This window comes from Microvirga zambiensis WSM3693 (assembly GCF_016735695.1).
Classification (GTDB): domain Bacteria; phylum Pseudomonadota; class Alphaproteobacteria; order Rhizobiales; family Beijerinckiaceae; genus Microvirga; species Microvirga zambiensis.
Window position 1 is genome coordinate 21,780 of sequence record NZ_JAERQD010000061.1, and the last position, 8,338, is coordinate 30,117.

The window sequence follows — 8,338 nt, forward strand, 5'->3', positions numbered from 1 at the left end:
ATCGTTGAGACGGCCGATCTCGCGAGATTACGTCCCAGACTGCGCGCCTATGAGAACAACCGCGAGAGTTGCTGGACGATCACTCTTATTGCGCCAAGCATGTCGCGTACCGTTCTGCACGAATACATCGAAGGGACGTAGGAGAGTCTCCTGACCTCGCTCCAGCTCAAGCCAAATTTCACCGTCGAGTACAATTCCGTAATCAACAGTTGGTGTTACATGCTTGCCGTCAGGTTCAAAGAGCTCGGCCAGCCCTGGGCTAACCGCCAGGTTTTCTGCAGCGGCAGCGTTCGGATTGAAATTCGGATCAAAGAAGACACTGTCCGGGGGAAATGTGATCACGAGGAACCGCGTCTCGCCTGGCCCCGGAACGAAACTTGTAACTGATAGAGTCGGATCATCGCTGGACGGAGGATGTGCAGGAACCGATGGAGTTGCCCAGACCAGCCGTGAGATCATTCCCGGAATATGTTGGAATGCATCTGTCCGCGGCGGCGGGGCGTCGAGAGCGATCGCAGCAGACCTGTCACGGTCGTGCCCTGTTACGACACGACGGATGGCGAGTGGCACGCCTTTGTTGGATTCAGATGCCAAGATAGGCCTCCCGGATGCGAGGGTTGCTAAGCAGAGTACTGGGTTGCCCAGAGGTCACGATCCGCCCTTGCTCGATGACATACGCGTGATGGGCAATTTCCAGAGCCTTGTTGATATTCTGTTCGACGAGTAGGACGGCAACTCCACGCTCGTTGATCATGCGAATGATTTTGAACATGTCTTCGACAACCGCTGGCGAGAGACCAAGCGACGGCTCATCCATCAAGAGAACCCGCGGACGAGCCATAAGCGCTCGACCAATTGCAACCATCTGTTGCTGACCGCCCGACATGGAACCAGATATTTGGTTCTGCCGCTCTCTTAAGATCGGAAATAGCGAGAAGACCTCTTCGATCCCTTCGTCGCGGACCGCACGTGCAGCCCCACGGTAGCTACCGAGCTCAAGGTTTTCGAGGACCGTCATATGCGTGAACAATCTTCGTCCCTCGGGGACGATTGCAATGCCGTGGTCACACACGCGGTAGCCGGGAATCCTTGCGATTTCAGCCCCGTCGATCCGGATTTCGCCGTGCGTCGGACGCAGGATTCCCGCGATTGCGTTGATCAGTGTGCTTTTCCCGGCGCCGTTCGGGCCTACGACCGAGACGATTTGGCCTGCGCCGATGTCCAGGGCCGCTTCCCACAGGGCAGGGGCGTCGCCATAGGCGACATGAAGGTTTCGAACTTCAAGAAGCATGAGCTTGTCCCAAATAGACTTCGATGACCTCTGGGTTCTGCATTGTTTCCCGAGGTGAGCCGAGCGCGAGCAGCTTGCCTTGATCAAGCACCGCCACACGATCGGCCAAGGCGACCACAGCTCGCATGAGATGCTCGACGAAGATGATGGTGGTGCCGCCTGCCCTGATCCGCTGGATGAGAGCGACCGCCTGATCGACCTCTGTTGGTGTCAGGCCACACAGAACTTCGTCAAGCAGAAGAAGGCGCGGGCGGGCTGCGAGCGCACGGGCGAACTCAACGAATTTGCGTTCATGGAGGTTGAGCGCAGGCGGAAGAAGATCCGCTTTCTCCAAAAGACCGGTAAAGGCAAGCCACCGCCGGGCGGACTCTTCGGATGTTTCGCCGCTATCGCTCTCACGTCCGAATGCAGCGCATAATTGGACGTTTTCCATCACTGTGAGATTGTCGAAAAGGCGCGGAATCTGGTAAGTCCGCGCAATGCCTCGTTGAGCAATTTCGTGTGGTGGCAGTCCAGAAATCTTCGCGCCCTCGTAATCAATGGTTCCTGACGTAAGCTGAAAGTGCCCGCTGATCATGTTGATTAGCGTCGACTTGCCGGATCCATTGGGGCCCACAAGCGCGAGGATCTCGCCTTCTTCGACTTGAAGCGTGACGCCCCGCAGCGCACGAATTCCGCCAAACGATTTGGTGACGTCGTGGCATTCTAGGAGAATGCTGTCCTTGAGGACTGGCGCCACAGTTGAGTCATTTGGTACAAGCGCCAGTGTTGGCTTCCCAGTCGGACCAGGAGCCTCTGCCTTCCGCTGGAATCGTTGGAAGAGTTTTGGCGCGATGCCAGTTGGAACGATAAGGATTACAATAATGAGGGCGAGTGCAACGCCGGCACGCCCAAGTTCGGCTTGGCCGCCGCTGATGAAGAGGCTTTGGGCGACTGTGATTAGCGTTGCGCCGATGGCAGGCCCGGCCCAGTGACGGGCACCGCCCAGAATGCTCATTAAGACGACATACAATGGCACCGTAATGGAGAAGGTTTCGCCTACAGTGACGTAACCCACATACACTGCCTGGATTGCGCCTGCCGCGCCTGCAATGGCCGAGGAGACGGCGAAGGCGATCAGTTTATAGCGGAAGGTCGGGACGCCCTTGACTTCGGCGACGTCTTCATCGTCATGGATCGCAAGCAGGCCTTCACCGAACCGGGTTCGGAGCACGGTTCGCGAAATCGCGAGCGCGGCAACCGCGAGAGTCAATCCGAGTAGGTAGATCGCGCCAGGAACGGACGTGCCGAACTGCGGGATTTCAACGGCGCTTAGGTAGACACCCGCGCCACCGTCGATCCACGTGTTGGAAATGATCGCAGCTAGGACATAGGTGACTGATAGTGTCAGCAAGGCAAAAAACTCGCCTCGGAGGGTCCGAATGCGAAAAACGACGAAGCCGATACCAACCGCAAGAACGGCAGCGATTGCTGCGGCTGCCGGGATAGTCAGGAGGAATGGAATCTCCAGCTTTCCGGCCAGCGTTGCCGTTGTGTAAACACCGGCACCAAAGAACGCGGCGTGACCGAAGCTCCAGTATCCGGTGTACCCGCTGAGAATACCCCAGCTCGTTGCAAGCGCAATCCAGAAGAAAATTACATAGAGATAGGAGAGATAGAAATCGGCGACGCCGGTGAAGGGCAGCGCCACGAGGGCCAAGACAGCAGCCGCGGCCACCCCAGGGATGAGGTTTCGATTCAGAGCCATTTCGGTCTCCACAGCAAGAGAATGATCAGAATGGAGAAAGCGACCAGCGGCGCCCAGGCAGGGTTGACCACTGCCATTGTGAGGGCTTCTGAAACGCCGATGAGCATGCCAGCCGCCAATGCGCCAACCGGATTAGCGAGGCCGCCGATGATCACGACTGCAAAGACTACACCTATCCAGGATTCGATCTGTGACGGTGCAAGCGTCGAGGTAAGCGCGATGAAGAGGCCGGCCACGCCGGCTGATGCTGCGCATAAGCCCGCGAGCACATAAGACAAGCGTTTGGCGTTAATACCGAACGCTGCGGCGATTGGGCCATCGTGAGCTGCTGCCCGAAGCGCTTTTCCCAGCGTTGTCCGATTGAGCCCGAACCACGCCGCAGCTGCAAGCACGGCAGCTGCGACAAGAGTGAGGAGTTCGAGGATCGGGACGTATAGAGGGCCTATCCGAAGCGACTCTTGAGCATAGCTCGTCTCGTACTTGAGAAAGTCAGCTGACCAGATCCATTGGATGAGCGATTCAATTAAGATCGTCAGACCAAAGGTGACCAGCATTGAGGCAAATTCGCTGACCTTGAAGTGGACGAAGAGGGCGTGCAATGCCAGCCCAACGAGAAAGAATGCCGGCAGGATAATCAGAGCTGACAGCCACGCTGGGACGCCATAGTTTGTTCCGAGATGGTAAATCAGGTAAGCGCCCAGGAAAGCCAAGGCAAAATGGCTAAGATTGACCAGGCGCAACAGCCCCCAGCTTAAGCTGAGACCCAGGGCCAAGAGCCCATAAATGCCGCCTAGCAGGAGCCCCCCAACGGCTGACTGTGTGAGTAGGGTGAAGCTCATAGCATCCCCTCGCTCGTGGTTTGATTGATGGGGTGCGGGTCAGCGCCTGCGATAGTGCAGGTCTGCCTGCGCAGGACCGATTGGCTGGGTTTCATTGGCGCCTCCCGTGCTAACGTTTGCACGAAGACTGACAGGCCACTTGGTCGTTTGTCAACCCAGTTTGCAGTCCTTTTCCCTGAAAACCCGTGCTGCTGTGATGAAGTAGGCGTCGGATCCAGTTGACCTGCGACAGGTCTCCTGCTAACGTTAGCATTAATCATCACCAGCCATGTGAAGTCGGAGACCGCCCATGCATATCGTTCGGTACGCTCTGAACGGGGACATCCACTACGGAATCATTGAAGAGGGCGGGACAATCGCGCGCCTCCGGCATCCTCCATTCGAGAGTTTGGAACGCAGTGGTGATACCGATCCCTTGCAGTCGGCACGTATCTTGGCCCCGGTGGATCAGCCCCGGATTTTCGGAGTGGCCTACAATTATAATGATCACACTCGCGAATCCGGGAAAGTAGTCCCAGATATCCCGGTGCTTTTCATGAAGCCAAGCACCTCTGTTGTCGGCCCGGAAGACTCGATTCAGTATCCAGTTGGGGGCGAAATTGTCCACTTTGAGGGCGAATTGGTCGTCATCATCGGTAAGCAGGCACGGTACGTCTCTGAAGACGATGCGCTCGACTATGTGCTTGGCTACACCTGTGGCAACGACGTCAGTGACCGTGTTGTTCAACGTCGTGAGAGTTCATTCGGCTGTCTATTGGCTGGCAAGGGGTATGACACATTCGCCCCCATCGGCCCTGTTATCGCAACTGGGCTTGATCCAGCCAATCTGAGCATTGTGACTCGAGTTAACGGTGCGGTCCGCCAGGATGGTAGTACGGCTAACCTGTTGTTCTCCGTACGTTCGATCATTGCGTATCTGAGCCGTTATATGACGCTACTGCCTGGCGATGTGATCATGACCGGGACCCCTTCCGGCGTGGGTCCAATCCAAGTCGGCGATACCGTTGAGATTGAGATCCCGGGCATCGGCGTTTTGCGTAACGATGTTGTCCCGGAACCCAGCGATAAAATTATGCCTCTGCCCAAGCCGAATGCGGACGCAACTGCCTAGCTGGCAGCCGTTCACGTCACTGGAGCAACAAAACAGTCCCGATTTGAACGCAGGCGTGATGGCTGCTTACGCCACGAGGAAACTGCCATGGCAACCATCAACCAGACACAATTCGAGCGGCTCAAGTGGGAGGATCCGCTTCTTCTCGACGACCTCCTCACCGACGACGAGCGCATGATCCGGGATACGGCCCGGGCCTACGCCCAGGACAAGCTCCTGCCGCGCGTCATCGAGGCCTATCGTGAGGAAAAGACCGACCGTGCCATCTTCAACGAGATGGGCGAGCTCGGCCTTCTCGGCGTGACCCTGCCGGAGGAATACGGCTGCGCCGGCGCATCCTACGTCGCCTACGGCCTCGTGGCGCGCGAGGTCGAGCGGGTCGATTCCGGGTACCGCTCCATGATGAGCGTGCAATCCTCCCTCGTCATGTATCCGATCTACGCCTATGGCTCCGAGGAGCAGCGCCGGAAATATCTGCCCAAGCTCGCCTCCGGCGAATTCGTCGGCTGCTTCGGCCTGACCGAGCCGGATGCCGGCTCCGATCCGGCCGGCATGAAGACCCGCGCCGTGAAGACCGACGGCGGCTATCGCCTCACCGGCTCCAAGACGTGGATCTCGAACTCGCCCATCGCCGATGTCTTCGTGGTCTGGGCCAAGTCCGAGGCCCACGACAACCAGATCCGCGGCTTCGTGCTCGACAAGGGCATGAAGGGCCTGTCCGCCCCGAAGATCGGCGGCAAGCTTTCGCTGCGCGCCTCCATCACCGGCGAGATCGTCATGGACGGCGTCGAGGTCGGCGAGGATGCGCTGCTTCCCAACGTGTCCGGCCTGAAAGGGCCGTTCGGCTGCCTCAACCGGGCGCGCTACGGCATCTCCTGGGGCTCCATGGGCGCTGCCGAGGATTGTTGGCACCGGGCGCGGCAATACACCCTCGACCGCAAGCAGTTCGACCGGCCGCTCGCCGCGACCCAGCTCGTGCAGAAGAAGCTCGCCGACATGATGACCGAGATCACCCTCGGACTCCACGCATCCCTGCGCGTCGGGCGCCTGTTCGACGAGGGCCGCGTGGCTCCGGAGATGATCTCGCTGGTCAAGCGCAACAATTGCGGCAAGGCGCTCGATATCGCCCGCCAGGCCCGCGACATGCATGGCGGAAATGGCATCCAGGAGGAATATCATGTCATGCGCCATGCGCAGAACCTCGAAACCGTGAATACCTATGAGGGCACGCACGACGTGCACGCTCTCATCCTGGGCCGCGCGCAGACCGGCCTTCAGGCGTTCTTCTGAGAAAGAGCGGACTTGCATCATGACAAAGCCGCTCGAAGGCCTGAAAGTCCTCGAACTGGCGCGCATCCTCGCCGGCCCCTGGGTCGGCCAGCTGCTCGCCGATCTCGGCGCCGACGTGGTCAAGGTCGAGCGGCCGGGCGCGGGCGACGACACGCGCGGCTGGGGACCTCCCTTCGTCGAAGCGGCGGACGGCGGCGATCTCTCCGCGGCCTATTTCCATGCCTGCAACCGCGGCAAGCGTTCCATTGCGGCGGATTTCGAGACGCCCGAGGGGCAGGAGCTCGTGCGCAGGCTTGCCGCCCATGCGGATGTGGTGATCGAGAACTTCAAGGTCGGCGGCCTGAAGAAATACAGGCTCGACTACGAGAGCCTGAAACAGGTCAATCCGCGTCTCGTCTATTGCTCGATCACGGGCTTCGGCCAGGACGGACCCTATGCGTCCCGGGCCGGCTACGACTTCATGATCCAGGGCATGGGCGGCATCATGGACCTGACCGGCGATCCGGAGGGCGAGCCGCAGAAGATCGGCGTGGCCTATGTGGACATCTTTACCGGCGTCTATTCCGTGGTCGGCATCCTCGCCGCCCTTCGTCGGCGCGACGCCACGGGCGAGGGCGCGCATCTCGACATGGCGCTCCTCGACGTGCAGACGAGCGTGCTCGCCAACCAGGCCATGAATTATCTCGCCTCCGGCAAGGCGCCCCGGCGCATGGGCAACGCCCATCCCAATATCGTGCCCTACCAGGTGTTTCCGGTCGCCGACGGCCATGTGATCGTGGCGGTCGGCAATGACGGGCAGTTCGCCCGCTTCGTGGCCGTTCTCGGCCGGCCCGAACTGGCGCAGGACGAGCGCTTCCGCACCAATGCCGGCCGGGTCGGGCACCGGGCCGAGCTCGCGCCGCTGCTGACCGGGCTGACCCTGAACTTCACCCGCGAGGATCTCCTAGCGGCCCTGGAAAAGCAGGGTGTCCCGGCAGGTCCGATCAATACGGTGGCGGATGTCTTCGCCGATCCGCAGGTCATCGCCCGTGGCATGAAGATCGCGCTTGCGTCGGAGGCCGCCAAGGGCGGGGCGATCCCGTCCGTTCGCTCGCCCATCGTCATGGATGGGCAGCCGATGGCGGCGGCGCGGCCGTCGCCGCGCCTCGGCGAGCATTCGGAAGAAGTTCTGGATGATCCAGCCTGGGGAGCCCTCAAGCGAGGCGAGGCCTGTGGCTAAACAGAAAAGCCTCTTCGAGAGGTCGTATCCGCTGCGGTCACCGTCAATCACCGGATGTAGAGACGACCGACGGTGCCACTACTCCGGGATGTGCGGGTCGATCTATTCACACAGACCTTCCAAGTACAGGAAATGATAGATTTACAGGGATGCAAATAATGAAGCTTCTTGTGTGTGTGAAGCGGGTTGTGGACTACAACGTGAAGATCCGCGTGAAGGGCGACGGGTCGGGGGTGGAACTGGCCAACGTCAAGATGTCGATGAACCCGTTCGACGAGATCGCCGTCGAGGAGGCGGTGCGCCTGAAAGAACAGGGCAAGGCCACCGAGATCGTCGCCGTCTCGATCGGCCCGCAACAGGCGGGAGAGACCATCCGCACCGCGCTCGCCATGGGCGCTGACCGCGGCATCCTGGTCAAGACCGACGCCGCCGTCGAGCCGCTCGCCGTCGCCAAGCTCCTGGCCAAGGTGGTCGAGCAGGAAAAGCCCGATCTCGTCATCATGGGCAAGCAGGCCATCGACGACGATGCCAACCAGACCGGCCAGATGCTCGCGGCCCTGCTCGGCTGGCCGCAGGGGACCTTCGCCTTCAAGGTGAATGTGGGCGAGGGTTCCATCGACGTGACTCGCGAGGTCGATGGCGGCCTGCAGACGGTCGGCCTGAAGCTGCCGGCCATCGTCACCACGGATTTGCGCCTCAACGAGCCGCGCTATGCCTCTCTGCCCAACATCATGAAGGCCAAGAAGAAGCCCCTCGACGAGACCTCCCCCGAGACGCTGGGCGTCGACGTGAGCCCGCGCCTCAAGGTGCTCAAGACCGCCGAGCCCGGCGGGCGCAAGGC

At 60.2% G+C, this 8,338-nt stretch carries 8 protein-coding genes; 4 read left to right on the forward strand and 4 right to left on the reverse strand.

Annotated elements, in window-relative coordinates:
- Window positions 1–27 precede the first annotated feature (27 nt).
- From JKL46_RS28380 to JKL46_RS28395, 4 genes are read right to left on the reverse strand one after another with little or no spacing between them, the layout of a single operon-like run.
- Window positions 28–594 carry a cupin domain-containing protein gene (locus tag JKL46_RS28380; RefSeq protein WP_201839854.1) on the reverse strand — a complete coding sequence of 189 codons (567 nt, stop codon included), beginning with the start codon at window positions 592–594 and terminating at the stop codon, window positions 28–30.
- Entirely contained in the window at window positions 584–1,291 is a 708-nt protein-coding gene (locus JKL46_RS28385; protein WP_201839857.1) for an ABC transporter ATP-binding protein, read from the reverse strand. The genes JKL46_RS28380 and JKL46_RS28385 overlap by 11 nt, the downstream gene beginning before the upstream one ends.
- Window positions 1,281–3,038 carry a branched-chain amino acid ABC transporter ATP-binding protein/permease gene (locus tag JKL46_RS28390; RefSeq protein ID WP_201839868.1) on the reverse strand — a complete coding sequence of 586 codons (1,758 nt, stop codon included), beginning with the start codon at window positions 3,036–3,038 and terminating at the stop codon, window positions 1,281–1,283. The genes JKL46_RS28385 and JKL46_RS28390 overlap by 11 nt, the downstream gene beginning before the upstream one ends.
- Entirely contained in the window at window positions 3,029–3,877 is an 849-nt protein-coding gene (locus JKL46_RS28395; RefSeq protein WP_201839871.1) for a branched-chain amino acid ABC transporter permease, read from the reverse strand. Before JKL46_RS28395 ends, JKL46_RS28390 begins: the two co-directional genes overlap by 10 nt.
- A 289-nt stretch (window positions 3,878–4,166) precedes the next feature.
- On the opposite strand from JKL46_RS28395, the gene JKL46_RS28400 reads away from it, so the two are divergent.
- From JKL46_RS28400 to JKL46_RS28415, 4 genes are all read left to right on the forward strand, one after another.
- Entirely contained in the window at window positions 4,167–4,988 is an 822-nt protein-coding gene (locus JKL46_RS28400; RefSeq protein WP_201839875.1) for a fumarylacetoacetate hydrolase family protein, read from the forward strand.
- A gap of 87 nt (window positions 4,989–5,075) precedes the next feature.
- Complete coding sequence (locus JKL46_RS28405) at window positions 5,076–6,278, forward strand: acyl-CoA dehydrogenase (RefSeq protein WP_201839878.1); 1,203 nt, start codon at window positions 5,076–5,078, stop codon at window positions 6,276–6,278.
- A gap of 19 nt (window positions 6,279–6,297) precedes the next feature.
- Window positions 6,298–7,497 carry a CaiB/BaiF CoA transferase family protein gene (locus JKL46_RS28410; RefSeq protein ID WP_201839879.1) on the forward strand — a complete coding sequence of 400 codons (1,200 nt, stop codon included), beginning with the start codon at window positions 6,298–6,300 and terminating at the stop codon, window positions 7,495–7,497.
- Window positions 7,498–7,655: 158 nt separating this feature from the next.
- The coding region (locus JKL46_RS28415) for an electron transfer flavoprotein subunit beta/FixA family protein (protein WP_201839880.1) at window positions 7,656–8,338 on the forward strand (683 nt) is incomplete at its 3' end.